Here is a 23421-nt window from a genome sequence, read left to right on the forward strand (position 1 = left end):
GTTGAACACGCGGTGCCCGCCGCCATCAGGACGGCGACCACGGCGATCGGACGGTGCTTCATCGGAGCGGGGTGAGGGCGATGACCTGGTACGGCGGGACTGCAGTGGCCTCGTCGAACTTGCTGTCCACCACCAGCAGCCGGCCCTGGGCGAGCTTCGCAGTGGTCAGCACCCGGTCGGGGTCGGTCGGGGTCGCGGACAGCAAGCGGGCCGTGCTGCCGTCGACAGACAGCCGCAGCGTGCTCAGCATCTTGGAGAAGTTGCGCACGACCCACAGGGTGTTGCCCTTCTGCACCAGACCGTCGGCGTTCACCAGGTCGGCGCCGGCGATGTCGACCGCGGTGGCTGTGGCAGTGCGCAGGTCGAACCGCCACAACTTGCCGACGTTGCCCTGGGCCACGACCAGCGCCTTGCGGTCCGGTGACAGCACGATCCCGCCGAGGTTGAAGCCGGTGGCGGTCGCGATCGTGCCGGTCGCGTCGGCCCAGGTGCTGACCGTCCATCGGCCGTGCTGCTCGGCGACCCGGAAGAGCTGCGGGGCGTTGGAGTTCGTGAAGTAGGCGGCGCCGTCCGGGCCGATCACGAGGTCGTTGAGGAACGCGTTCGGTACGCCGGTGCGGAGGGCGGCGAGCAGTTTGCCGTCGCGGTCGTAGACCCACAGGTCCGGCGCGCCGGGGTGGTCGATCCCGTTCGGGCCGCCGGCCACGTACACCCGGCCCTGGGCGTCGACGTTCACGCCACGGGCGGTCCAGCGGCCGTCGGTGCCGTCACCCTTCAGCCACTCGATCGCGTCGGGGGAGTTGACCTGGCCGCGGTGGATCTCGCCGCCGGTGGTCTCGGAGACGTAGTAGTTCCTGGTGCGGGTGTCGTACCCGATGCCTTCGAACTTGGAGCCGCCGGGGTCGCCGGGCAGTTCGTAGGTGTTGGGGCGGGCCGCGAACGTCGTCGAGGCAACGGCCGTCGAGACACCGGCGCCGAGCAGGGTGGCGGACAGCGCGAGGGTGGCGGACAGCGAACGGACGGACATCTGAACCTCTCAAACGGTCGGTGAGTTGCGAACTGCCTCCAGCCTCCGCCGCGGGCGGGCTGTGCACGACGGGTGTTCGGCTACCAACGGATAGCCGAACGGATGATTCGGAACCGGCTCCGCGCCGCCTACGATCGGCTGAACATGTCTACTGCGCACACACCGTCGATCCTGAGCCACGCGACCCGGCTGGTGACCGCACTGCACGCGGCGCTGGTCGTGCTCGTGATGGCATCTGTGGTGCGGTACCTGACCGGACATGGGTTCACCGAGAGAGGACCGTGGATCCTGCTGGCGGCCGTGGTGTTGCTGGCGACATACGGTGCGTACCGGCTGTTGCCCAGTCGGGTCTGGCTGGCGCTGCTGGTGCTGGAGTGGTGCGTGCTGGTGTTGCTGGCGCCGTCATTCGCCTGGTGTGCGGTGCCGTTGTCCTTTGTTGCGCTGCGCATCCTCTCGTTCCGCCCGGCCTGTCTGGTCGTTGCGGGGATGGTCGTGATCACCGTGGTGCAGTGGACCCGGATGACTGACCGCCTGGACCCGACGATCGTGCTGGGCCCGGTCTGCATCGCAGTGCTTGCCGTCGGCGCCTATCGGGCGCTGGAGCGAGACGCGCTGGCAAGGCAGGCGCTGCTGGACGAACTGCACGCGGCGCAAGGCGATCTGGCCGACGCACAACACCAGGCCGGCGTCGTAGCGGAGCGAGCCCGGTTGTCGCGCGAGATCCACGACAGCGTGGCGCAGGGCCTGTCCAGTATCAATCTGTTGCTCCAGGCTGCCGAGCGCGAGTGGGACGAAAAGCCTGCTGTAGCACGCGATCACGCCGCTCAAGCGGCAGCCACGGCCCGCGACGGGCTGGACGAAGTCAGACGGGTAGTACGCGACCTGGCACCGGCTGAGCTCGCTGTCGGGCTACCGGACGCGCTACGGAAGACCTGTGAACGTTTGTCCGCCCACAGCGACGTCGACGTACGCGTTCAGGTGCACGGTACGCCGGTGACCCTGGACTCGGAGGTGGAGACCGCACTGCTGCGCACGGCCCGTGGCGCACTGGCGAATGTGCTCGAACACGCGCACGCGGACGGCGCCGTCGTGACGCTCACGTACCAACCGGATGCGGTGGTTCTCGACGTTGTGGATAACGGCCGGGGACTTCCGCGATCTCATGCCAAGATCGATTCCGACCGCGGCCACGGGCTGGCCGGAATCAGAGAACGGCTGAGACAACTGGGAGGAACGCTGGTGCTGGAAAGTGAACCGGGGGACGGGACGGCGCTGGCCGCGTCGATCCCGCTGCAGTCGCCGCCGGACAAGACATGATCCGGGTGGCGCTGGTCGACGACCACCCCGTCGTGCGCGCCGGAGTGCGCGCGCTGCTCGAGGCCCAGGAAGATCTGTCCGTCGTCGGCGAGGCGGCGGACGCCCAGAGCGCGGCGGACGTCGTCGCGGCCCTGCACCCGGACGTCGTCCTGATGGACCTCAACCTGGGCGCGGGACCGGACGGGGCCGAGGTGACGGCGCGCTTGCGTGCGCTGCCCGAGCCGCCGTACGTGCTGATCCTGACGACGTACGACACCGAGGCCGACATCATGAAGGCGATCGATGCCGGCGCCTCGGGGTACCTGTTGAAGGACGCGCCGCCGGAGGACCTGTTCCGGGCGATCCGCGGCACCGCGCGCGGCGAGACCGTGCTCGCGCCGGCGGTCGCGGCCAGGCTGATGCGCCGGTCCGGTCCGACGCTGACCGAGCGCGAGGTGGAGATCCTCGGCCTGCTCGCCACCGGCAAGTCGAACCGGGAGCTCGCCAAGTCGCTGTACGTCAGCGAGGCGACGATCAAGTCCCACCTGCAGCACATCTACACGAAGCTGGAGGTGGAGACCCGGGCGGCCGCCGTAACGCGCGCGATCGAGCAGCGCATCATCCGAGCGGTCAGCTGAGTAAGGTCTGAGTGTGAGCAGCTCGGAGGAGGACGACGGCGGGGGCGAGAGCCTCCTGACAGTGCTGGTCGCGCTCACCGCGAACCTGCTGATCGCGGCCGCCAAGACGGTCGTCGCGGTGATCACCGGATCCGCCTCGATGACGGCCGAAGCGGCGCACTCGTGGGCCGACACCGGCAACGAGGTGTTCCTGCTGGTCGGGGAGCGGCGGGCACGGAAGCCGGCCGACCAGACGCATCCGCTCGGCTACGGGCGGGTCGGGTACATCTGGTCGATGTTCGCCGCTTTCGGGCTGTTCACGGTCGGTGCCGCGGTGTCGGTGTGGCACGGCATCCAGTCCCTGCAGCACGGCGAGGCGGAAGCCACGTCGTACGGCTGGGCGTACGCCGTGCTCGGGGTCTCGTTCGTACTCGAGGGGATCTCGTTCATGCAGGCACTGCGGCAGACCAAGGCCGGCGCACTGGAGCGGATGCTTCGCCCGTGGCGGTACGTCCGGATCACGTCCAATCCGGTGCTGCGGGCCGTGTTCGTTGAGGACCTGTCCGCGCTGATCGGCATCGTGATCGCGACGCTGGCAATCCTGATGCACCAGCTCACCGGCAACGCCGCGTGGGACGCCGTCGGGTCGATCGTGGTCGGTGTACTGCTCGGCGTGGTGGCCCTGTTCCTGATCAGCCGGAACATGGACTTCCTGACCGGCGAGGCGGTCACCCCGCTGGCTCGCAACCGGGTGCTGCGGGCGTTGCTCGAGCACAAGGACATCGAGCGGATCACGTTCCTGCACATGGAGTGGGTCGGTGCGGATCGGATCTTTCTGGTCGCTGCGGTCGATGTCACCGGCAACGATGTCGAGTCCGAGGTCGCGGCGCGGCTGTACGCGATCGAGGACGCGCTGAACGCCCGCCCGGAGATTCAGCAGGCGATCCTCACCCTGTCCCGGCCCGGGGACGCGACCAGCCTGCAGCCGGGCGAACTGCCCCGCTGGTACGTCGAGCCCCAATCGTAAGTCCCGCCTGAGACGTTGCGGCGGGGGACTAGGGGACGTTTGCGAGGAAACGTTCGCGGTCGACGGCGACGCGTTCCAGTTCGCCGTCGGCGATCAGTTGGCCGGCGGAGTTGGTGGCGCGGACGCGGAAGCGCAGGTGCCGGCCGTCGATCTCGGGACCGTCCGCCGCGATGTCCACGGTGTCGCCGACGCGGGTCGGTAGGCGGTGGGCGATGCGTACCGACGTACCGACAGAGGTCTGGCCGGGGCCGAGGGATGCCAGGGCAAGCTGGGCGGTCTCGTACTCGAACCAGGTGATCAGGCGAGGCGTGGCGAGGACCTCCACGTCGCCACTGCCCACGGCGAGTGCGGTGTCCGCGGGTGTCACTTCATGTCGCACGGCAGCTGTCCTTCACACGAGGTGTACGCTTCCCGACCGTGGAGCCCGTACACGTGGCGGTTTCGGCTTTGGCTGCATTGTTGCCGATCACGAACCCGGTCGGCGCGTTGGCCACGTTCGCTGGTCTGACGACTGGCGTCGAGCGGGCCGCGATGAAACGCCAGGCGGTGCTGACGGGCGTCTACGTGCTCGGCATCCTGACGGTGTTCGCACTGCTCGGCACGCTGGTGCTGGAGGGTCTGGGGATCGGCTTGCCCGCGCTGCAGATCGCGGGCGGTCTGGTGGTCGGCCACTCGGGCTTCGGGATGATTGTCGCCCGGCAGACGCTGACCGACGACGAGAAGACACACGGTGTGGTGAAGCCGGACGTTTCGTTCTCGCCGATGGCGTTGCCGCTGGTCGCCGGCCCGGGCGCGATCGGCGTCGTGATCGCGCTGACCGCACGGCATCCTGGCATCACCAACAGGCTCGCGGTGATCGTCGGCGTGGCCGTGATCGCCGCGCTGGTGGCGGTGCTGCTCCGGTTCGGTACGCCGCTGGTCGACAAGCTGGGCCCGACCGGGCTCGGGGCGTTGAGCCGGATCATCGGCTTCCTCACGCTGGCCATCGGCGTCGAGCTCGTGACACACGGAGCGCTTGCGGCGGCGAAGTAGGGCCCGGCGCCCACCTGAGCGCCGGGCCTGCTCGGCTACTTACCGAACTTGGTCGTCGAGACCGGCGGTAGCTTCCATGCCTTGCTCTTGGCGATCGCCGTGAGCTCCTTCACGGACAGCAGGGGTGCGGGCCGGGTGTGCGGCTTGTCCTTCTCGGCCGGACCGTTGTAGCTGGTGAGGTTGATGCTGCGGCCGTCACGGCGGATCAGCAGTACGTAGTTGCTGACGACGCCGTACTGCGACTGGCGGCTGTCGGTGTACTCCGGTGACTCCTTCAGAGTGAACAGGACCGAGCCGTCGGGCAAGGTGCTGCAGCCTTGCCGTACTGGGACGCAAGGGTTCTGCTCGGGGGCACCGGACAGTCCCACCTCGACCCGTGAAGCACCGTGGCCGTCGTCGACGACGTACGCCGCGGCGCTGAAGCCATCGCCGCCCCACGCGTCCGGGCTGGAGAAGGTCCGGCCCGGTGCCGAGACGAGTGTCTTCAGCGTGCTGAGCGTCTTCTTGTACTCGGCCATATGCGGCTTCGTCGACGTCGGGGTCGGCTTTACCTGTGTCGCCCACACCTCACCCGGCGATTTCGCGGATGGCTTGGCGATCGGCGTGCCGGCGGCGGCGGTGTCGGCGGGGGAGCCGAGTACGTGGATGCCGCCCGCGATCAGGCCTGCGGTAGCCAGTACGGCGCCTCCGCCGCTCACGGCGAGCAGGGTCGTACGGCGGCGACGCAGGCGGGTGCCCTGCGCGACAGTACGCTCCAGGAGGTCGGGGGAGACGGGCTCGAGGTTCTCGGTGGCCCGCTGCATGAGGTTGGTGAGTTGGTCGTTCATGTGGTTCTCCTGAGCTCAGAGCGCGATCAGCTGGTCGGCACCGTCACCAAGAACCGCCCGCAGGCGCTCCAAGGCTCGGGAGGTGCGAGTAGTGATCGCACTGGTCTTCTTGCCAAGATCGAGCGCCACCTGCTCGACGCTGCGATCTTCGAAGAACCGCAGCACCAGCACAGCCCGATCCAACGGCGCGAGCTCCCCCAACGCACTCTGCAGAGCCAGCCGCAACTCCACGTCCCCGGCGCGCTCCACCACCTCAGGCAAGGTTTCAGTAGGCCGCTCCCCCCAACTCTTACGTCGCCGCTGAGAGATGAACGTGCGTACCAGAGCCGTCCGTGCATAAGCGCCAGGGGTGTCGATCCGCCCCCACGCCTTCATCAGGTTCGCGAGCGTGTCCTGTACCAGGTCCTCTGCGTGATGCCGGTCTCCACACAGCAACCAAGCAGTCCGGTACAGCCGCGGTATCTGCGCCCGCGCGAACTCCTCGAAGTCCTCGGTCGTACCCATCCACACCTCCTGTAGCTGCCTCTGCCCCAAGAGACGCATCCACAGGCGCGTCAGATCACACCCAAGATCAGAAGACCTTCGAAAGCACCCAAACGGCGAACGCCAAGAACCCCACCACAAACGTCACCACCACAACCACGCCGTACCCGAACCACGCACTCCCACTCAACTTCACACCCGCATCCTCCCACGCCCCCAACCAACCCCGACCACACAGCCGAGCCCACATGCGAACCCGACCACAGCCGCCGAGCCCACATGCGAACCCGACCACAGCCGCCGAGCGAAGCGAAGGCGCAGGGGGTGCGGGTGGCGGAGCCCCCGCAACGCGGCAAGCGAAGCGCAGCCGCACAAAATGACGAAGCCGACCAAATCGCGCGATTCTGCGCGACATGGCCGGCCATCGGGTGAGTGACGGGACTTGAACCCGCGACCACCTGGACCACAACCAGGTGCTCTACCAGCTGAGCTACACCCACCATCGCCGCCCTGAACTGCGACGGCTGAGCAATCATAGCGATGAAGTGGCGGGACCAAAAATCGGCAGGTCAGGAGGCGGTTGGGGTGTCCTCGGTGGGGGCTGTGAAGAGGCTGGCGGCGGCCCGTGCGGTGTTCGAGTCGGGCCCGGGCTGCGGCACGAAGACGGTCTCGCGGTAGTAGCGCAGTTCGTCGATGCTCTCGGTGATGTCGGCGAGCGCGCGGTGGTTGCCGTTCTTGGTGGGGGTCGCGTAGTAGACCCGCGGGTACCAGCGGCGGACGAGTTCCTTGATGGAGCTGACGTCGACGTTGCGGTAGTGCAGGTGGGACTCGACGCGCGGCATGTCGCGGACCAGGAAGGTGCGGTCGGTGCCGACGGAGTTGCCGGCGAGCGCGGCCTTGCGGGGTTCCTTGACGTAGGAGCTGATGAAGTCGAGCACCTGCTGCTCGGCGTCGGCCAGCGGGATGCCGCTGGCGAGTTCGTCGAGCAGCCCGGAGGCCGTGTGCATGTCGCGGACGAAGTCGCCCATCTGTTCGAGCGCGGCCGGTGGTGGCGCGATCACCAGGTCGATCCCGTCTCCGAGCACGTTCAGTTCGTAGTCGGTGACCAGCACCGCGACCTCGATCAGGGCGTCGTTCTCCAGATCGAGGCCGGTCATCTCGCAGTCGATCCACACCAGCCGGTCGTTCATGGGCACCCACCTTACGGCGAGCCGCCGACAGTACGGCGACCGCGTGCCGATCAGCGCGGCGCGTGCCCGAGGTGGACGCTCCGGACGGCCAGTACGGCGAGGTCGGTACGGCGGCCGAGGAAATACGGCCCTTCGGGGTCCAGTAATTGCTCCCAGGTCTCGAGGTCCTCCGGTTCCAGCCAATCCTCGTCAACAACCACGTGACCGTGACCGCCGCCGCCAGTCAGCCGCTCGATCCGCGAACGGAACCCGGCGACCACCCGCTCCAGTTGCGAGGAGGACAACGGTGCAGGCGTCTCGCTCAGTACGCTCCGCGTGGTCACGTCGACGAGTCCCGCCCGCGTGAGCGCGTCGGTCCACCCGTACGGCATCGGCACCGACCCGGGCAGTGACTCCCGCATCACCTTGAACCACCGGTCCTGCGCCAGATCCAGCCGCAGTTCCAGCCCCGGCTCGCCGATCCCGAGGTCCCACGGCAGGTTCCGGGCCGGGAGTCCGCCCTCGGCGAGCGCCAGTCGGCCGCCGGGCGCGAGCAGCGACGCCAACGCGGCCACGGCCGCCTGTTGGTCGGCGGCGTGGTGGACCGACGCTGACGCCCAGATCAGGTCCGCCGGCGCATCGATTGCCCGGCGCAACGGTTCCGCGCCGTCGTCCATCGACGCCAGTGCGCACCGGACCAGTCCGCCGGTGTGCTCGCGGGCCTGCTCGAGTACGTCGGGGTCCGCGTCGATCGCCACCACGGTCGCGCCGGGCAGCGCCTCGGCGAGCGCCTTCGCCATTCCGCCCCCGCCGCAGCCGACGTCCGCGACGACCTGGTCGGTGTCCCGTACGAGCGTGCGCGCCACCGCAGCGTTCCAGCCGCCCTCACCTTCGGCGGACGCCCGCAGCCGTCCCGCCTCTCCGGCCCAGTCGATCTCGATCATGCCCACAGTGTCGTACACGCTGCACTACTGTTACGCGGTGATCGCCACCGAACGTCTGAGGCTGCTGCCCCTGCGGGTCGAGCACGCCGTACGGATGGCCGAGGTCCTGTCCGACCCGAGTCTCTACACGTTCACCGGCGGGGAACCGCCGACCGTGGAGGCGCTCGAGGCGCGCTACCGCCGCCAGTTGGCCGGCCCCGGGAACGAGGACGAGCAGTGGCTGAACTGGGTCGTCGAGTACGACGGCGACTTGATCGGCTACGTTCAGGCGACGGTCACCGGAAGTACCGCGGAAATTGCCTGGGTCATCGGCACCGCGTGGCAGGGCCGGGGGTTCGCGAAAGAAGCAGCGCAGGGACTGTTCACCTGGCTACGGGCGCAGAGGGCCCAGGAGATCGTGGCGCACATCCATCCGGATCACACCGCGTCGGCCGCCGTCGCGGCCGCGATCGGTCTCGCGCAGACCGGCCTGATGACGGACGGCGAGTACCTGTGGAGCACGGCAGACCCGGCCTGAGCCGGGCCTGCCGCCCAAAACAACCGTCGGAAGGACGGCCGAGATCAGACCGGACGAACGTTCTCCGCCTGCAGGCCCTTCGGGCCCTGGGCGATCTCGAACTCGACGCGCTGGTTCTCGTCCAGGGAGCGGAAGCCCTGGGTCTGGATCGCCGAGTAGTGCACGAACACGTCGGCGCCGCCGTCCTCCTGGGAGATGAAGCCGAAGCCCTTCTCGCCGTTGAACCACTTAACTGTTCCCAAAGCCATGATTTTCTCCTGATACGACAAAACGCCCGGCGGATTACAAATCCGCGGGCGCTTCGACACGAACGTGGAACTGCAAAACTGCAACGGTCTAAAACCCTAGCACGCTGGATGAGTTGTCAGCCACCCCTCGCCGCGCCGTACGTGGTACTCGTCGGGTGTTCCTGACCACGTCAGCGCGCAGCCGGACGTACCGCACTCGCAGGCGGACGGGTACGGCGGGAGCCCGGCCAGGCCACGATCCGCCTGCCACAGCCGCCCCTGGCGGCACGCCGCGAGGTTCTCGTGCTCGGCATCCGGCAGCAACCAGACCGCGGCCGGAACCGCTACGGCCGCACGTAGGTCGCAAGTGATGCCGCGCCGGCCTGGACGACCGAGGCGAGCTTCAGGTGCACCGGCTGGTCCAGCGGGCCGAAGATCTTCTCGCCCGCCCCGACGATCGACGGCAGCGTCATCAGCCGGTACTCGTCCACCAGGTCGTCGGCCTGTAGCGCACGGATCACGCTCAGGCTGCCGGTGACCGCGATCGTCCGCGGCTCCGACCGTACGTACTCGGCCAGCGTGCCCTCCATCAGCGACGAGTTCGGGAACGCCGAGAGGTCGGTCAGCGAGTGCGTGGCGACCACCTTGGCCATCTTGTTCATCTTGACCGAGAAGTCGTCGGTGCGGTTCGGCCAGAGCCGGCTGAACAGCTCCCAGGTGTTCCGGCCGAGCAGCAGCACGCCGGTGTCCATCAGGTCGCCGAGGCGGAACTTGTCCCCGCCGACGGTCTCCGGCCCGTGCCGGAACGCCCAGCCACCGAACGGCGTACCGCCCGAGCCGTCGGGGTCCGTGATGACGCCGTCCATGCTGACGAATCCGGTGACGATGACGTGTCCCATGGTTCCTGCTCCTTCGCGATGGATGTTGCCGGTATATACCGCCGGCGCCTCGTCCAATCATCGGCCGGACAGAAATGTGACCTTGACCTCATTCGAAGTCATCGCCTACCGTATTCTGTATGCAATCTTCGATGAGAGTTGCGGTTCTCGGCGCCGGCGCGATCGGTGCGTACGTCGGCGCGGCGCTGCACCGGGGTGGCACCGAGGTCCACCTGGTCGCCCGCGGCGCGCACCTGGCGGCGATCCGGTCGAACGGTGTCACGGTGCTCAGCCCACGCGGCGACTTCACCGCCCGGACTCCGGCCACGGACGACCCGGCGGGGATCGGCCCGGTCGACTACGTCTTTCTCGGGCTCAAGGCGAACTCGTACGCGAGCGCCGGCCCGCTGCTCGCCCCGCTGCTGCACGACCGTACGGTCGTCGTCGCCGCGCAGAACGGAATCCCCTGGTGGTACTTCCACGGCCTGAAAGGCCCGTACGAAGGCCGCCGGATCGAATCGGTCGACCCCGGTGGCGCCGTCACCCAGGTACTCGACCTCGACCGCGCGATCGGCTGCGTCGTCTACTGCTCCACCGAACTCGAGGGGCCAGGCGTCGTACGGCACCTCGAAGGCACCCGCTTCTCGATCGGTGAACCGGCCGGCGGACCGTCCGGCCGCTGCGAACGGTTCAGTGCGGCGATGGTCGCGGGCGGGCTGAAGTGCCCGGTCGAGGCCGACATCCGCAACGACATCTGGATCAAGCTCCTCGGGAACGCGGCGTTCAACCCGATCAGTGCGCTGGCCCGGGCGACGATGGTCGAGATCGCGACCCATCGGGGCACCCGGCAGATGGTCCGCCTGATGATGGAGGAGTCGCTGGAGATCGCCGCCGCGCTCGGCTGTCAGCCGGACATCTCGGTGGACAAGCGGATCGACGGCGCCGAGCGGGTCGGCGGGCACAAGACGTCGATGCTGCAGGACCTGGAGAAGGACAAACCGCTCGAACTCGACGTGATCCTCGCGGCGGTGGTCGAGCTCGCGGACCTGACCGGCGTGCCGGCGCCGACGCTGCGCGCCGTCCACGCCGTCGCCGATCTGCTGGCGAGCAAGGTCGGCGTCTAGCGGCGTCCGCCCCGGCGGCGTCAGCCTGGGCGGCGTCAGCCTCGGTGTGGCTCGCCGGACGCGCGGCCGTGTTGACGCAAACATGTCTAGACTCCTGCCACGGGAGGTGCCGGGTGGAGGGAAGGCCGGGAACGCGGCGGCGAGGTCCGTCGATGGCCGACGTGGCGCGCCTGGCCGGCGTGTCCGGCCAGACCGTCTCGCGGGTCGCCAACGGCCGGCAGAACGTCGACTCGGGCACCCGCGATCGGGTCAAGGACGCGATGCGCCAGCTCGGCTACCGGCCCAACGGTGCCGCCCGCGCCCTGCGCAGCGGTGAGTTCCGCAGCATCGGCGTGATCGTCTTCGATCTGTCGTTCATCGGTACGACGCGAACGCTGGACGCGATCGCCACCGCCGCCACCGCGCGCGGGTACTCCGTCAACCTGATGCCAGTGCTCTCGATCAACCGCCAGGCGGTCGCAGACGCGTTCACCCGGCTGGCGGAGCAGGCTGTCGACGGCGTGATCGTGATGATCGAGGCGCGGATTCTGGAGGAGGTACCACTGCCAGTCGGGCTGCCGGTCGTCGTCGTACATGCCGGAGCGCACTACGACCACCCTGTCGTCGACACCGACCAGGTGCAGGGCGCAAGGCTCGCAACAGAGCACCTGCTCGAACTAGGGCACCGTACTGTTCGGCACGTCGGTGGACCGCCGTCATCGTTCGCAGCCGACCAGCGCCGCCGTTCCTGGGAGCAGACGCTCCGCGACAACGGCCGTGACGTACCGCCGGTGCTGATCGGTGACTGGACGTCGGCCTCCGGGTACGACGCGGGCTGCGAACTCGCCGTGGATCCAGATGTCACCGCGGTCTTCGTTGCCAACGACCAGATGGCGCTAGGCGTACTACGGGCCTTGCATGCGCATGGCCGGAGTGTGCCGGACGACGTCAGCGTGGTCGGCTTCGACGATATGGAAGAGGCGGCCCAGTTCTGGCCGCCTCTCACCACGATCCGTCAAACCTTCACGGAGCTCGGTCGCTGCAGTGTGGACACCCTGCTCGCGGCTATCCACTCGACAGGCGACCACGCGCCGGTAGCTGTGGCCACCAAGCTCATCGTCCGCAACAGCACTGCTGCACCTTCTTCTTAGACCGTGGTGCTCGCCAGCACCGCACGCATCAAGTCAGCGGTCTCGGTCGGTGTCTTGCCCACCCGGACGCCCGCGGCCTCCAGCGCTTCCTGCTTTGCCGCCGCGGTCCCGGAGGAGCCGGAGACGATCGCGCCGGCGTGACCCATGGTCTTGCCCTCCGGCGCGGTGAAGCCCGCGACGTACCCGACGACCGGCTTGGTCACGTTCTCCTTGATGAACGCGGCCGCCCGCTCCTCGGCGTCGCCACCGATCTCACCGATCATCACGATCGCGTCGGTGTCCGGGTCGTCCTGGAACGCCTGCAGCGCGTCGATGTGCGTGGTCCCGATGATCGGGTCGCCGCCGATCCCGATCGCGGTCGAGAACCCGAAGTCGCGCAGCTCGTACATCATCTGGTACGTCAGCGTGCCGGACTTGCTGACCAGCCCGATCCGGCCCTGGCCCGCGATGTCCGCAGGGATGATCCCTGCGTTGGAGCGCCCCGGACTGATGATGCCCGGACAGTTGGGGCCGATCACCCGCGTCCCGGACGTCTGCGCGGCAGCGAAGAACGCGGCGGTGTCGTGCACCGGCACGCCCTCGGTGATCACGACGACCAGTGGGATTCCGGCGTCCACAGCCTCCAGCACCGCGCCGCGAGTGAAGCGGGGTGGTACGAACACCACCGACACGTCCGCGTCCGCCGCCCGCACCGCGTCCGTGCACGACCCGTACACCGGGATCGACCGCTTCGCGAAGTCCACCGACTGCCCGCCCTTGCCCGGCGTCACGCCGCCGACCACATTGGTGCCGGCGGCAAGCATCCGGCTGGTGTGCTTCTGTCCCTCCGACCCGGTCATGCCCTGGACGACGACCCGGCTCTTCTCGGTCAGGAAGATGGCCATCCCTACGCTCCCTTCCGCGCGGCCAGCGCTGCCGCGTCGTCCATCGTGTCCGCCACCGTCACCAGCGGATGGTTGGCCTTGGCAAGGATCTTGCGGCCCTCGTCGACGTTGTTGCCGTCCAACCGGACGACCAGCGGCTTGTCCGCCTGATCGCCGAGCAGGGCGAGCGCCTGCACGATGCCGTTCGAGACCGCATCGCAGGCGGTGATCCCGCCGAAGACGTTGACGAAAACGCTGCGGACCTGCGGGTCGGACAGGATGATGCCGAGCCCGTTCGCCATCACCTCGGCGCTCGCACCACCGCCGATGTCGAGGAAGTTCGCCGGCTTCACGCCGCCGTACTGCTCGCCCGCGTACGCGACCACGTCGAGCGTCGACATGACCAGGCCCGCGCCGTTGCCGATGATGCCCACGGACCCGTCGAGCTTGACGTAGTTCAGGCCCTTCGCGCGGGCTTCCGCCTCGAGCGGATCGGCCGCCGCCTTGTCGTCGTACGACGTGTGCTCGGGGTGCCGGTACGACGCGTTGTCGTCGAGCGTGACCTTGCCGTCGAGCGCCTCGAGTGATCCGTCGGCCAGCTTCACCAGCGGGTTCACCTCGACGAGCGAGGCGTCCTCGGCGACGAAGACGTCCCACAGGCTTCGTACGATTGTCGACGATCCTACGGGGAAGCCGGCGGCGGCCACGATCTCCGCGGCCTTGGCTTCGTCGACGCCGATCGTCGGGTCGACCCGCACTTTCGCGATCGCGTCCGGGTTGGTGTGCGCGACCTCCTCGATCTCCACGCCGCCCTCGGTGCTGGCGATGCAGAGGTACTCGCGGTTCGCGCGGTCGACCAGGAACGAGAAGTAGTACTCCTCGGCGATGTCCGCGGCCGGGGCGATCAGTACGCGCCGGACCGTGTGCCCTTTGATGTCCATCCCGAGGATCTCGCCGGCGCGGGCGACTGCGTCGTCCGGGGTGGCGGCGAGCTTCACGCCGCCGGCCTTGCCGCGGCCGCCGGTCAGTACCTGCGCCTTCACCACCACGCGGCCGCCGAGCTCGCGGGCCGCGCGGGCGGCGTCGGCCGGGTCCTCGATCACCCGGCCGAGCGTCACCGGGACGCCGTGCCGGGCGAAGAGTTCCTTGGCTTGGTACTCCATCAGGTCCACGTGCGCCTCCTCGTGACGGTGTTCTGACGACTGTATTCGGTATGCAATCTTGTCACAAGGGTCTTCAGCTCTGGACATGCCGGGGCTCGCGAGGTACCACAGATCTCATACGGTATGCAGTAGTCAGGAGGCGGGCATGACTCGGGATGTGCGTGACGTCTACGGCCGGAAGTACCGGATCGGTGAGGATGCTCGTCAGTTGACCGGTCATCCGCGTCGCTGGCAGCTGTGGGCCGCATGGGCCTGCATGGCTGCGATCAGCCCGCTGCAGTACTCGTTCGGGACCGCGGCGCTGGGGCTCGAGTCGGACCGTGGCTGGGGTACGGCGCGGACGCTCTGGCTGCTCGCGGTCTTCGTCGCGTGTCAGGCGCTGGCCGCAGTACCGGCCGCCTGGGCGCATCGGGGACGGCGGGCAACGCCGGCGCAGCTCGTCGTCGCCGGCGGGGTACTGGCCACCATCGGGCTCGTCACGCTCGCCCACGTGCACAGCTACGGCGCGGTCCTGGTCGGCTACTCGCTCGTCGGTGGTGCCGCCGCGGGCATCGTGTACGCCGCGTGCATCACCACGTCGGCGCGCTGGTTCCCGGAGCGCCGGACGGCGACGATCGGCTTCGTCACCGGTGGGTTCGCGGTCGGTGCGGTGCCGAGCATCGTGCTGCTGGCGATTGTCGACGAGAGGATTGTCTACGATCTGGCGGCCGGCCTGGCGCTGCTGGTGGTGTTGATCGCCGGCGGATTGCTGAAGGACCCGCCGCGGCACTGGTGGCCTGCGTCGATCGATGCGCAGGCCTGGGCGATCGACCGGAAGCTGAACCGGAGCATCCCGCACAACGCGCCCGCCGTACGCCAGTACCGGCCAGGAGAGGCACTGCGGACCGGCGCACTCCCGCTCATGTGGTTGCTGCTGGCAATCAGCACGGCCCTGTCGCTCTTCGGCATTGCGTTCGTGGTCAGCTACGCAGTCGACTCAGGCCATAGCCTTGCGGTGGCCGCGGCAGCTGCTGGAATGCTTGCTGCCGTCAACGGTCTTGGGCGCTCCTCAGCAGGCAGTTTGTCCGACACCTTCGGCCGTCGCCGCGTACTGGCAGTCGTACTGATGATCGAAGGCTTCGCACACGTCGGGCTGGTGCTGGCGGGTGCGGGCTGGGCTTTCGTAGTGTGCGCAATGTTCGCCGGACTTGGCGGCGGCGCGTTCTACGCGATCATGGCCAACCTCGTGCTGGAGTTCTTCGGCGAGAACAGCCTGCTGCAGAACCAGGCGATCCTGTACTCCGCCAAGGCCGCCGGCGGTCTGCTGGGCATCGGCGTCGCCGCCTCCGTGGTCAGCGTCGTCGGCTACCGCCCACTCTTCCTCGGTGCCGGCCTCCTGGGCGTACTGACCGCCCTGAGCGTCCGTCTCCTCAAACAGCCCGGCAGACCAGCCCTCCCGGTCCGCCCCCAACTAGGTACGCCGGTATCAGGCGAGTGAGCCCCTACGGCAAGATCGCCCGCCCCGAACCCTGTCTCATGGAACTGGTCTCAAGACTGGCCCGCGAACCCTGGACCGACCGCCCCACCACGGTCCATCCCGTCCTGAGCGCGATAGCCCGCACAGTCCACGACTACACCACGACGACCGGTCGACAAGACCTACTCCCACTGGCGCCACGCTTCATCAACACCAACTGCTCCGGCTTCGAGCCCGCCGCTCGCCTGGTCGCCCTCTGCGTGTCGACGGCCCTCGCCGCCGACGGCGGGCGTACGAGCCGCGACCGTGGAGGCGGTGACCTCACGGGACAGGAGCGCCGAAGGCTGACGGCAGCCCATCAAACGGCCTTGCATCTGCTCGGTTCCGAGGGCAGTCCTGGGGGAGCGGCACGCTGGTGGCTGCCGGTGCTTTCGCGATTCAACTGGAGCGAACCGTTCTACCGTACGTTCGTAGCGACGGAGCAAGTAGCCGAGGCAGTCGCGATCACAGCAAGAACAGCAAGCGACGTACGCCTACGCAGCCTGCTCAAGTTGTGCCTGGCGACTCAAAGCGCCGTACGGCCCAACCCCTCCTGCTCCGCCTCCGCCCAGAAGTCGTGGTCGTAGTCGCCGTCCGGAATGACCACCAGCTCGCCCCGCCGAGGCGCGCGCACCTGCTGTGAAAGCCGCTCCAGGTCGGCAGTGCACCGGGACAGGTCGTCCAGCAGCCGCAGTACGTCGAGCTGCGGACCGAGCCGATTCCGCAACGCAGCAAGGGATTTCTCCAACGCGAGCAACGCCGCGCGGGTCCGCTCGAGTTCGTCGGAAATCGTCATCACAGCCTCCTGGTGCCGAGCTCTGGACAACCACCACGCACTGGGTTAAGACTACGACTACACCATACGGTATGCAATCTACACAGTGTTTGATCAAAAGAGTGCCGGATCACGGCCCTTCCGAGGAGTTGACTGCAGATGGCGCAGACAGTGTCGGAGACCCAACCCGCAGCGGTTGTCAACGAGCCGGAGACGATCTCCGGTGGTCACCTCGTCGCGAAGGCCTTGAAGGCCGAGGGGATCGACGTGATCTTCACGCTCTGCGGCGGTCACATCATCGACATCTACGACGGCTGCGTGGACGAGGGCATCGCGGTCGTGGACGTGCGGCACGAGCAGGTCGCCGCGCACGCCGCCGACGGGTACGCGCGCATCACCGGCAAGCCCGGCTGCGCGGTCGTCACAGCCGGCCCCGGTACGACGGACGCGGTCACCGGCGTCGCCAACGCGTTCCGCGCCGAGTCGCCGATGCTGCTGATCGGCGGCCAGGGCGCGCTGAACCAGCACAAGATGGGATCCCTGCAGGACCTGCCGCACGTCGACATGATGACGCCGATCACGAAGTTCGCCGCGACCGTGCCGCACACCGCGCGGGTCGCGGACATGGTGTCGATGGCGTTCCGCGAGTGCTACAACGGCGCGCCCGGCCCGTCGTTCCTGGAGATCCCGCGCGACATCCTCGACAACTCCGTACCGACCGAGTCCGCGACGGTACCCGAGGCCGGGCACTACCGCGCGTCGACGAAGAGCATCGGCGACCCCGCGAGCGTCGAGGCGCTGGCCGATCTGCTCGTACGTGCGGAGAAGCCCGTCGTACTGCTCGGCTCCCAGGTATGGACGTCGCGCGGCAGCGAGGCGGCGACGGAGTTCGTCCGTACGCTCGACGTACCGGCGTTCATGAACGGCGCCGCCCGCGGCACGCTGCCCCCGGGCGATCCGCACCACTTCCACCTGTCCAGGCGGTACGGGTTCAACAACGCGGACCTGATCCTGATCGTCGGTACGCCGTTCGACTTCCGGATGGGGTACGGACGGCGGCTGCCGAAGAGCGCGACCGTCGTACAGATCGACCTCGACTACCGCACCGTCGGCAAGAACCGCGACATCGACCTCGGCCTGGTCGGCGACCCGGGCGCGATCCTCGCGGCGGTCACGCAAGCGGCATCGGGCCGGTTGCAGAAGACCGACCGCAAGGCATGGTTCGCGGAGCTCCGCGCCGAGGAGGACGCGGCGTACCAGAAACGCCTCCCGCGCCAACTGTCCGACGCGAACCCGATCCACCCGCTCCGGCTCGCGCACGAGATCAACGAGTTCCTCACCGAGGACTCGATCTACATCGGTGACGGCGGCGACATCGTCACGTTCTCCGGCGGCGTCGTCCAGCCGAAGTCACCCGGCCACTGGATGGACCCGGGTCCGCTCGGCACGCTCGGCGTCGGCATCCCGTTCGTCCTCGCGGCGAAGTACGCACGGCCCGACAAGGAAGTCGTCGCGCTGTTCGGCGACGGCGCGTTCTCGCTGACCGGGTGGGACTTCGAGACGCTGGTCCGCTACAACCTCCCGTTCGTCGGTGTGATCGGCAACAACTCCTCGATGAACCAGATCCGGTACGGCCAGGAAGCCAAGTACGGCAAGGAGCGCGGCCGGGTCGGCAACACCCTCGGCGACGTCAGGTACGACGAGTTCGCGCGGATGCTCGGCGGGTACGGCGAGGAGGTCCGCGACCCGGCCGACATCGGGCCGGCCCTGCTCCGCGCCCGCGAGTCCGGGCTGCCGTCGCTGATCAACGTCTGGGTCGACCCGGACGCGTACGCCCCCGGAACCATGAACCAAACCATGTACAAGTAAGGGGACCCGTCATGACCAAGGCCCTCGCAGGTGTCCGTGTACTCGACATGACCCATGTGCAGTCGGGACCGTCCTGCACGCAGATTCTCGCGTGGCTGGGTGCCGACGTGATCAAGCTGGAGGCACCGACCGGCGACATCACCCGGCAGCAGCTGCGCGACCTGCCGGACGTCGACAGCCTGTACTTCACGATGCTGAACTGCAACAAGCGCAGCATCACGCTGAACCTGAAATCCGAGCGCGGCAAGGAGATCTTCGTCGACCTGGTGCGGAACTCCGACGTCCTGGTGGAGAACTTCGCGCCCGGCGCGATCGACCGGATGGGCTTCACCTGGGAACGGTTGCAGGAGCTCCACCCCGGCCTGATCTTCGCGTCGATCAAGGGCTTCGGCCCGGGGCGGTACGAGAACTTCAAGGCGTACGAGGTGGTCGCGCAGGCGATGGGCGGCGCGATGAGTACGACGGGGTTCGAGGACGGACCGCCGACCGCGACCGGTGCGCAGATCGGCGACTCAGGTACCGGGATCCACCTGGTGGCCGGCATTCTCGCCGCGCTCTTCCAGCGCACGCAGACCGGCAAGGGCCAACGGGTGACCGTTGCCATGCAGGAGGCGGTGCTGAACCTCACGCGGGTCAAGCTCCGCGACCAGCAGCGACTGACGCACGGTCCGTTGCGCGAGTACCCGAACGACTACTTCGACGGAGAGGTGCCGCGGTCCGGGAACGCGTCCGGCGGCGGGCAGCCCGGTTGGGCGCTTCGATGTGCGCCGGGTGGGCCGAACGACTACATCTACGTGATCGTGCAACCGCCTGGCTGGGCGCCGATCGCGGAGCTGATCGGGAAGCCCGAGCTGGCCGAGGACCCGGACTGGGCGACGCCGGCCGCGCGGCTGGACAAGCTCGACAAGATGTTCGCGCTGATCGAGCAGTGGACCGAGCAGCACACCAAGTTCGAGGTGATGGACAAGCTGAACGCGCTGAACGTGCCGTGCGGGCCGATCATGTCGACCGCCGAGCTGATCGCCGACGAGACCCTCGCCGAGCTCGGCGCGGTGGTCGAGGTCGAGCATCCGCAGCGCGGCACGTTCAAGACCGTCGGCTGCCCGATCAAGCTGTCCGACTCGCCGGTCGAGGTCCGGACCTCGCCCGGACTCGGCGAACACAACTCCGCCATCTACGGCTCACTCGGGATCTCCGAGGGCGAGCTCGACGACCTGAAGACCGCCGGCGTGATCTGACGTGGGAGAGCAGATGAGCTACGACAAGGCAGCAGTTCGGACCGTCCTCGACCAGGCGCTGGCGGACGGCCGTACCTCGCTGAGCGCGCCGGAGGCCAAGCTGGTCGCGGATGCGTACGGCATCCCGACACCGGGCGAGGGGCTGGCCACGACCGCCGACGGCGCCGCCGGTCTCGCGGCCGAGATCGGGTTCCCGGTGGTGCTGAAGATCGTGTCGCCGGACATCCTGCACAAGACCGAGGCCGGCGGCGTGGTGGTCGGGGTCGACTCGGAGGAGGCCGTACGGCAGGCCTATCAGCGGATTGTCGACAATGCGAATGTCTACAAACCGGGTGCCGAGATCGTCGGCGTCCAGGTGCAGAAGATGCTGGTCACCGGCGGTGACGTCCAGGAGGTGATCGTCGGCGCGGTCACCGACCCCACGTTCGGCAAGGTGGTCGCCTTCGGCCTTGGCGGCGTACTCGTCGAAGTACTGAAGGACGTCACGTTCCGGCTGGCGCCGCTGACCGCGGACGAGGCGCGGGCGATGGTCGACGGGATCGAAGCGCACGAGATGCTCGAGGGCGTCCGCGGCGCGCGGCCCGTGGACAAGGACGCCGTCGGCGAGCTGATCAAGCGGGTGTCCGACCTGGTCACGGACTTCCCGGAGTTCGCCGAGGTGGACCTCAACCCGGTCCTGGCCGGGCCGGACGGCGCGACCGCGGTCGACTTCCGGATCATCGTCGACGCCGCGGCAGCCGAACCGGTCGAACGGTACAGCCAGGAGCAGATCCTGACCGCGATGACCCGGATCATGAAGCCGCGGGCGGTCGCGGTGATCGGCGCGTCCAACGAGGACGGCAAGATCGGCAACTCGGTGATGAAGAACCTGGTCAACGGCGGGTACGCCGGCGACATCTACCCGGTCAACCCTCGCGGCGGGGAAGTCCTCGGTCTGAAGGCGTTCCCCAGCATCTCGGAGGTCCCGGGAGACGTCGACGTCGCGGTGTTCGCCGTACCGGCCAAGTTCGTCGGCGCGGCGCTCGAGCAGTGCGGCCAGAAGGGCGTCGCCGGCGCGATCCTGATCCCGTCCGGGTTCGCCGAGACCGGCGAGCAGGAACTGCAGGACGAGGTCGTCGCGATCGCCCGGAAGCACAACGTGCGGATTCTCGGGCCGAACATCTACGGCTACTACTACCTGCCGGAGAGCCTCTGCGCGACGTTCTGTACACCGTACGACGTGCGGGGATCGGTCGCCCTGTCGTCACAGTCCGGAGGCATCGGGATGGCGATCCTCGGGTTCAGCCGGTCCAGCCGGATGGGAGTTTCCGCGATCGTTGGGGTAGGCAACAAGGCCGACATCGACGAGGATGACCTCCTGACGTTCTTCGAGAGCGACGACAACACCAACCTGATCGCCATGCACCTTGAGGACCTGAAGGACGGCCGGGCCTTCGCCGAGACGGCGGCTCGGGTGTCGAGGACGAAGCCGGTCGTCGTACTGAAGGCCGGCCGTACCTCCCTGGGCGCACGCGCCGCCAGTTCGCACACCGGCGCGCTGGCCGGCAACGACAAGGTGTACGACGACATCCTCAAGCAGAGCGGGGTGGTCCGGGCGCCGGGGCTGAACGAGATGCTCCAGTATGCCCGCGGGATCCCGCTGCTGCCGACGCCGAAGGGCGAGAACGTCGTGATCATCACCGGCGCGGGCGGTTCCGGCGTACTGCTGTCGGACGCCTGCGTCGACGCCGGCCTGACCCTGATGGACATCCCGTCCGACCTGGACGCGGCGTTCCGGAAGTTCATCCCGCCGTTCGGCGCGGCCGGCAACCCGGTCGACATCACCGGCGGCGAACCACCCTCGACGTACCGGAACACGATCGCGCTCGGGCTGTCCGACGAGCGGATCCACGCGCTGATCCTCGGCTACTGGCACACGATCGTCACGCCGCCGATGGTGTTCGCGCACCTCGTCGCGGAGGTGGTCGAGGAGTTCCGGGCCAAGGGCATCGACAAGCCGGTCGTCGCCTCGCTGTCCGGTGACGTCGAGGTCGAGGAGGCGTCGCAGTACCTGTTCGACCACGGTGTGGTCGCGTACCCGTACACCACCGAGACTCCGGTCCAGGTTCTCGGTGCGAAGTACCGCTGGGCCCGCAACGCCGGGCCGCTCTGATTGGAGGCAGGAGCACACGGGGACAACCGCTAGTTGGCGTTGAACTAAGGAGTCCGCCTTGGACGTCACGAGCAAGACCTCAGAAGTGCCTGAAGAGCCGGCGGCCGTAACTTCTGCGACCGAGAAGGTCTGGAAAGCCGGCCGGCTCGAACCGATGCCGATCCGGAAACTTCCGGACGCACCACCCTCCCTGCACATCCTCGGGCCGACCGTGTTCCTGGTCGCGCTCGGTGTGGGCATGGGGGAGTCGTACATGTGGCCCCGGCTCGTCCTGGTGTTCGGGCCGGACATCCGCTGGTTGTTCATGGTCGGTGTCACGCTGCAGGCGTTCGTGCTGCTGGAGATGGCGCGGTACGCGATGGCCACCGGGGAGAGCATCTTCTTCGGCGCGGCCCGGATCTTCAAACCGCTGATGTGGTTCTTCTACGCGGCGGCGATCCTGATCTACATGTGGCCGGGCCATCTGTCGGCCGGCGCGGCCGCTTTCGAGGAGATCACCGGCATACCCTGGCAGGTCACCGCGTGCGTGGCTCTGGTGTTCGTCGGTGTGCTGTTCAGTCTGCTGTCGGTGATCTACAACTTCCTCGAGAAACTCCTCGGCCTGCTGATCGGGCTGCTGGTCGTCGGTACGTCGGTGATCGCCGCGATCGTCGGCAGCTGGGACGACCTCGGCCGTACGCTGAGCGGGATGTTCGCGTTCGGGTACTTCCCGCACGAGGCGATGACGTCGGCCTGGTTCCCGGTCGTGGTCGGGTCGATCGCGTTCGCCGGGCCGTCCGGGATGCAGCAGATGTGGTACACGCTGCAGTTGCGGGACAGCGGCGCCGGCATGGGCGCGCACATTCCGAAGATCCGCGGGCTGCGGGCCTCCGCTTCGGATGAGGCCGAGTCGATGCCGTCGCGCGGGTTCATGTTCGACACCGAGGACCCGGCCGAGATGGCGAAGTGGAAGGGCTGGCGCAAGTGGGTCACGTTCGACGCGATCCTGCTCTTCTGGGGCATCACGATGCTGGTCACGATCTCGTTCACCGTGCTCGCCATGTCGGCGGCGCGGGAGAATCCGAACGTCGCCTCGCTGATCGAGGGCGGCGACCGGGAGGCCGCACTGAAGGCGATGTCCGACGCGTTCGCCGCGGCCGGGTCGCCGATCCTCGGGACGCTGTTCTTCGCGTTCATCGCGTTGATCGGGCTGAACGCGACACTCGGGCTGTTCGACTCGTTCTCACGCGGTCAGGCGGACATGACGTACTACTTCGTACCCGGTGCGAAGCGGTTCTCGATGTCGCGGCTGTACGCCGGGTTCCTGTGGGGCGTGATCCTGTTCGGCATCCTGATCCTGCTGTTCGGCCCGGCCGACGGCCCGGCCGGGATCCTCGACACGCTGGCGTTCTTGTCCACGTTCGCGATGGGTGCGTACTGCATCGTGCTGCTGCTCACCAACAACCGGCTGCTGCCGAAGAAGATCCGTCCCGGCCCGGTGCGGAACGTGATCATCGGATTCGGCGCGGTGTTCTACCTCGGCATGCTGTTCTACTGCCTGTTCCGCTTCGGCGTGGCAGTGGGCTGAC

At 68.1% G+C, this 23421-nt stretch carries 23 protein-coding genes and 1 tRNA gene; 12 read left to right on the plus strand and 12 right to left on the minus strand.

The genetic code is table 11. The features are described 5' to 3' along the window. Positions 1-58: 58 nt before the first annotated feature. Positions 59-1027 (minus strand): SMP-30/gluconolactonase/LRE family protein, encoded by a 969-nt coding sequence (locus tag ACFYRU_RS30915; RefSeq protein WP_387664950.1) that lies wholly within the window; start codon positions 1025-1027, stop codon positions 59-61. Positions 1028-1171: 144 nt separating this feature from the next. Here ACFYRU_RS30915 and ACFYRU_RS30920 point away from each other — a divergent pair, with 144 nt between their 5' ends. From ACFYRU_RS30920 to ACFYRU_RS30930, 3 genes are read left to right on the plus strand one after another with little or no spacing between them, the layout of a single operon-like run. Further along, positions 1172-2344 carry a sensor histidine kinase gene (locus ACFYRU_RS30920; RefSeq protein WP_387664952.1) on the plus strand — a complete coding sequence of 391 codons (1173 nt, stop codon included), beginning with the start codon at positions 1172-1174 and terminating at the stop codon, positions 2342-2344. Next, positions 2341-2961 carry a response regulator gene (locus ACFYRU_RS30925; RefSeq protein WP_387664954.1) on the plus strand — a complete coding sequence of 207 codons (621 nt, stop codon included), beginning with the start codon at positions 2341-2343 and terminating at the stop codon, positions 2959-2961. Before ACFYRU_RS30920 ends, ACFYRU_RS30925 begins: the two co-directional genes overlap by 4 nt. A gap of 13 nt (positions 2962-2974) precedes the next feature. Beyond that, positions 2975-3967, plus strand: coding sequence for a cation diffusion facilitator family transporter (locus ACFYRU_RS30930; RefSeq protein WP_387664957.1), 993 nt, complete (start codon positions 2975-2977; stop codon positions 3965-3967). Positions 3968-3995: 28 nt separating this feature from the next. Here ACFYRU_RS30930 and ACFYRU_RS30935 read toward each other — a convergent pair whose 3' ends face one another. Continuing rightward, positions 3996-4346 (minus strand): thioesterase family protein, encoded by a 351-nt coding sequence (locus ACFYRU_RS30935; RefSeq protein ID WP_387664960.1) that lies wholly within the window; start codon positions 4344-4346, stop codon positions 3996-3998. 38 nt (positions 4347-4384) lie between these two features. Between ACFYRU_RS30935 and ACFYRU_RS30940 the strand changes: the two genes are divergently transcribed. Then, positions 4385-4999 carry a MarC family protein gene (locus ACFYRU_RS30940; protein WP_387664962.1) on the plus strand — a complete coding sequence of 205 codons (615 nt, stop codon included), beginning with the start codon at positions 4385-4387 and terminating at the stop codon, positions 4997-4999. A 35-nt stretch (positions 5000-5034) separates the two neighbouring features. Here ACFYRU_RS30940 and ACFYRU_RS30945 read toward each other — a convergent pair whose 3' ends face one another. From ACFYRU_RS30945 to ACFYRU_RS30965, 5 genes are all read right to left on the minus strand, one after another. After that, positions 5035-5826 carry a hypothetical protein gene (locus ACFYRU_RS30945; RefSeq protein WP_387664964.1) on the minus strand — a complete coding sequence of 264 codons (792 nt, stop codon included), beginning with the start codon at positions 5824-5826 and terminating at the stop codon, positions 5035-5037. Between the two features lie 15 nt (positions 5827-5841). Next, positions 5842-6330: a SigE family RNA polymerase sigma factor gene (locus tag ACFYRU_RS30950; RefSeq protein ID WP_387664967.1), complete on the minus strand. Its 489-nt coding sequence runs from the start codon at positions 6328-6330 to the stop codon at positions 5842-5844. A gap of 406 nt (positions 6331-6736) precedes the next feature. After that, positions 6737-6809, minus strand: a tRNA-His gene (locus ACFYRU_RS30955). 69 nt (positions 6810-6878) lie between these two features. Continuing rightward, positions 6879-7499, minus strand: a complete 621-nt coding sequence (gene orn / locus ACFYRU_RS30960; RefSeq protein WP_387664970.1) for an oligoribonuclease — start codon at positions 7497-7499, stop codon at positions 6879-6881. A gap of 50 nt (positions 7500-7549) precedes the next feature. Beyond that, entirely contained in the window at positions 7550-8422 is an 873-nt protein-coding gene (locus ACFYRU_RS30965) for a class I SAM-dependent methyltransferase (RefSeq protein WP_387664973.1), read from the minus strand. Here ACFYRU_RS30965 and ACFYRU_RS30970 point away from each other — a divergent pair. Further along, entirely contained in the window at positions 8421-8939 is a 519-nt protein-coding gene (locus ACFYRU_RS30970; RefSeq protein WP_387664975.1) for a GNAT family N-acetyltransferase, read from the plus strand. The genes ACFYRU_RS30965 and ACFYRU_RS30970 overlap by 2 nt on opposite strands. Positions 8940-8983: 44 nt before the next feature. Here ACFYRU_RS30970 and ACFYRU_RS30975 read toward each other — a convergent pair whose 3' ends face one another. Together ACFYRU_RS30975 and ACFYRU_RS30980 are read right to left on the minus strand one after the other, a co-directional pair. Further along, a complete protein-coding gene (locus ACFYRU_RS30975) occupies positions 8984-9187 on the minus strand; it encodes a cold-shock protein (RefSeq protein ID WP_130381366.1) in 204 nt (67 codons plus the stop codon). A 323-nt stretch (positions 9188-9510) separates the two neighbouring features. Further along, complete coding sequence (locus tag ACFYRU_RS30980) at positions 9511-10065, minus strand: dihydrofolate reductase family protein (RefSeq protein ID WP_387664979.1); 555 nt, start codon at positions 10063-10065, stop codon at positions 9511-9513. Between the two features lie 131 nt (positions 10066-10196). Here ACFYRU_RS30980 and ACFYRU_RS30985 point away from each other — a divergent pair, with 131 nt between their 5' ends. Both ACFYRU_RS30985 and ACFYRU_RS30990 read left to right on the plus strand, forming a co-directional pair. Then, positions 10197-11168 carry a 2-dehydropantoate 2-reductase gene (locus ACFYRU_RS30985; protein ID WP_387664982.1) on the plus strand — a complete coding sequence of 324 codons (972 nt, stop codon included), beginning with the start codon at positions 10197-10199 and terminating at the stop codon, positions 11166-11168. A 152-nt stretch (positions 11169-11320) separates the two neighbouring features. Beyond that, positions 11321-12298 carry a LacI family DNA-binding transcriptional regulator gene (locus ACFYRU_RS30990; protein ID WP_387664984.1) on the plus strand — a complete coding sequence of 326 codons (978 nt, stop codon included), beginning with the start codon at positions 11321-11323 and terminating at the stop codon, positions 12296-12298. Here ACFYRU_RS30990 and sucD read toward each other — a convergent pair. Continuing rightward, entirely contained in the window at positions 12295-13182 is an 888-nt protein-coding gene (gene sucD / locus ACFYRU_RS30995; RefSeq protein ID WP_387664987.1) for a succinate--CoA ligase subunit alpha, read from the minus strand. The genes ACFYRU_RS30990 and sucD overlap by 4 nt on opposite strands. Before the next feature lie 2 nt (positions 13183-13184). Next, positions 13185-14333, minus strand: a complete 1149-nt coding sequence (gene sucC, locus ACFYRU_RS31000) for an ADP-forming succinate--CoA ligase subunit beta (protein WP_387664989.1) — start codon at positions 14331-14333, stop codon at positions 13185-13187. Positions 14334-14469: 136 nt separating this feature from the next. Here sucC and ACFYRU_RS31005 point away from each other — a divergent pair, with 136 nt between their 5' ends. Then, positions 14470-15801 (plus strand): MFS transporter, encoded by a 1332-nt coding sequence (locus tag ACFYRU_RS31005; protein ID WP_387664991.1) that lies wholly within the window; start codon positions 14470-14472, stop codon positions 15799-15801. A gap of 544 nt (positions 15802-16345) precedes the next feature. Here ACFYRU_RS31005 and ACFYRU_RS31010 read toward each other — a convergent pair. After that, positions 16346-16615: a hypothetical protein gene (locus ACFYRU_RS31010; RefSeq protein WP_387664994.1), complete on the minus strand. Its 270-nt coding sequence runs from the start codon at positions 16613-16615 to the stop codon at positions 16346-16348. 138 nt (positions 16616-16753) lie between these two features. Here ACFYRU_RS31010 and ACFYRU_RS31015 point away from each other — a divergent pair, with 138 nt between their 5' ends. The 4 genes from ACFYRU_RS31015 to ACFYRU_RS31030 are packed head-to-tail and all read left to right on the plus strand — an operon-like array spanning position 16754 to position 23420. Continuing rightward, positions 16754-18463, plus strand: a complete 1710-nt coding sequence (locus tag ACFYRU_RS31015) for a thiamine pyrophosphate-binding protein (RefSeq protein ID WP_387664997.1) — start codon at positions 16754-16756, stop codon at positions 18461-18463. Between the two features lie 11 nt (positions 18464-18474). Continuing rightward, complete coding sequence (gene frc / locus ACFYRU_RS31020) at positions 18475-19701, plus strand: formyl-CoA transferase (RefSeq protein WP_387665000.1); 1227 nt, start codon at positions 18475-18477, stop codon at positions 19699-19701. Positions 19702-19714: 13 nt separating this feature from the next. Next, on the plus strand, positions 19715-21853 hold the full coding sequence (locus ACFYRU_RS31025) for an acetate--CoA ligase family protein (protein WP_387665003.1): 2139 nt from the start codon (positions 19715-19717) through the stop codon (positions 21851-21853). Between the two features lie 58 nt (positions 21854-21911). Beyond that, positions 21912-23420: an Nramp family divalent metal transporter gene (locus ACFYRU_RS31030; RefSeq protein WP_387665006.1), complete on the plus strand. Its 1509-nt coding sequence runs from the start codon at positions 21912-21914 to the stop codon at positions 23418-23420. The last annotated feature ends 1 nt before the right edge of the window (position 23421 follow it).

It is taken from the genome of Kribbella sp. NPDC004536, from assembly GCF_042873835.1.
In the GTDB taxonomy this organism is placed as follows: domain Bacteria; phylum Actinomycetota; class Actinomycetes; order Propionibacteriales; family Kribbellaceae; genus Kribbella.

What these genes read in the sequence shown, in the direction of transcription:
- ACFYRU_RS30970 (WP_387664975.1), top strand. Translation starts at nt 8,421, where the DNA reads ATGCCCACAGTGTCGTACACGCTGCACTACTGTTACGCGGTGATCGCC.
- ACFYRU_RS31010 (WP_387664994.1), bottom strand. Translation starts at nt 16,615, where the DNA reads ATGACGATTTCCGACGAACTCGAGCGGACCCGCGCGGCGTTGCTCGCG.
- frc (WP_387665000.1), top strand. Translation starts at nt 18,475, where the DNA reads ATGACCAAGGCCCTCGCAGGTGTCCGTGTACTCGACATGACCCATGTG.
- ACFYRU_RS30990 (WP_387664984.1), top strand. Translation starts at nt 11,321, where the DNA reads ATGGCCGACGTGGCGCGCCTGGCCGGCGTGTCCGGCCAGACCGTCTCG.
- ACFYRU_RS30915 (WP_387664950.1), bottom strand. Translation starts at nt 1,027, where the DNA reads ATGTCCGTCCGTTCGCTGTCCGCCACCCTCGCGCTGTCCGCCACCCTG.
- ACFYRU_RS30980 (WP_387664979.1), bottom strand. Translation starts at nt 10,065, where the DNA reads ATGGGACACGTCATCGTCACCGGATTCGTCAGCATGGACGGCGTCATC.
- ACFYRU_RS30945 (WP_387664964.1), bottom strand. Translation starts at nt 5,826, where the DNA reads ATGAACGACCAACTCACCAACCTCATGCAGCGGGCCACCGAGAACCTC.
- ACFYRU_RS31005 (WP_387664991.1), top strand. Translation starts at nt 14,470, where the DNA reads ATGACTCGGGATGTGCGTGACGTCTACGGCCGGAAGTACCGGATCGGT.
- ACFYRU_RS31015 (WP_387664997.1), top strand. Translation starts at nt 16,754, where the DNA reads ATGGCGCAGACAGTGTCGGAGACCCAACCCGCAGCGGTTGTCAACGAG.
- ACFYRU_RS31025 (WP_387665003.1), top strand. Translation starts at nt 19,715, where the DNA reads ATGAGCTACGACAAGGCAGCAGTTCGGACCGTCCTCGACCAGGCGCTG.
- ACFYRU_RS30950 (WP_387664967.1), bottom strand. Translation starts at nt 6,330, where the DNA reads ATGGGTACGACCGAGGACTTCGAGGAGTTCGCGCGGGCGCAGATACCG.
- ACFYRU_RS30985 (WP_387664982.1), top strand. Translation starts at nt 10,197, where the DNA reads ATGAGAGTTGCGGTTCTCGGCGCCGGCGCGATCGGTGCGTACGTCGGC.
- orn (WP_387664970.1), bottom strand. Translation starts at nt 7,499, where the DNA reads ATGAACGACCGGCTGGTGTGGATCGACTGCGAGATGACCGGCCTCGAT.
- ACFYRU_RS30975 (WP_130381366.1), bottom strand. Translation starts at nt 9,187, where the DNA reads ATGGCTTTGGGAACAGTTAAGTGGTTCAACGGCGAGAAGGGCTTCGGC.
- ACFYRU_RS30925 (WP_387664954.1), top strand. Translation starts at nt 2,341, where the DNA reads ATGATCCGGGTGGCGCTGGTCGACGACCACCCCGTCGTGCGCGCCGGA.
- sucD (WP_387664987.1), bottom strand. Translation starts at nt 13,182, where the DNA reads ATGGCCATCTTCCTGACCGAGAAGAGCCGGGTCGTCGTCCAGGGCATG.
- ACFYRU_RS30965 (WP_387664973.1), bottom strand. Translation starts at nt 8,422, where the DNA reads ATGATCGAGATCGACTGGGCCGGAGAGGCGGGACGGCTGCGGGCGTCC.
- ACFYRU_RS30920 (WP_387664952.1), top strand. Translation starts at nt 1,172, where the DNA reads ATGTCTACTGCGCACACACCGTCGATCCTGAGCCACGCGACCCGGCTG.